The organism is Thermodesulfovibrio sp. 1176 (assembly GCF_029946585.1).
In the GTDB taxonomy this organism is placed as follows: Bacteria; Nitrospirota; Thermodesulfovibrionia; order Thermodesulfovibrionales; family Thermodesulfovibrionaceae; genus Thermodesulfovibrio.
In genome coordinates, this window is sequence record NZ_JARZRZ010000028.1 from 1 (window position 1) to 255 (window position 255).

Here is a 255-nt window from a genome sequence, read left to right on the forward strand (position 1 = left end):
TAAAAAAGCAACCCTAAAGATGTTGTAATAGCATCTGCTTTTAAAATAGCTGCTCCACCAAGCACACATGGAACTGCTGACATAACTCTGCCGCCTATTGCGTTTACTGCACCAAGCACTATAGCAGTACCACCGCACACAAACCCAATAGGACCTTTAAGAATCTTGTTAATCGCAATATCATAAACATCATATGCAAAACTTCCAGAACTTGGTGCAGATATAGCCTGTGCAGCTACCGGCACAAGAAACATT

The 255-nt window shown here is 41.6% G+C and carries 1 protein-coding gene; it reads right to left on the reverse strand.

What is annotated here, in order from left to right; genetic code table 11:
- A partial coding sequence (locus QI155_RS11020) for a hypothetical protein (protein ID WP_281321687.1) occupies positions 1–255 on the reverse strand: 255 nt, incomplete at both ends.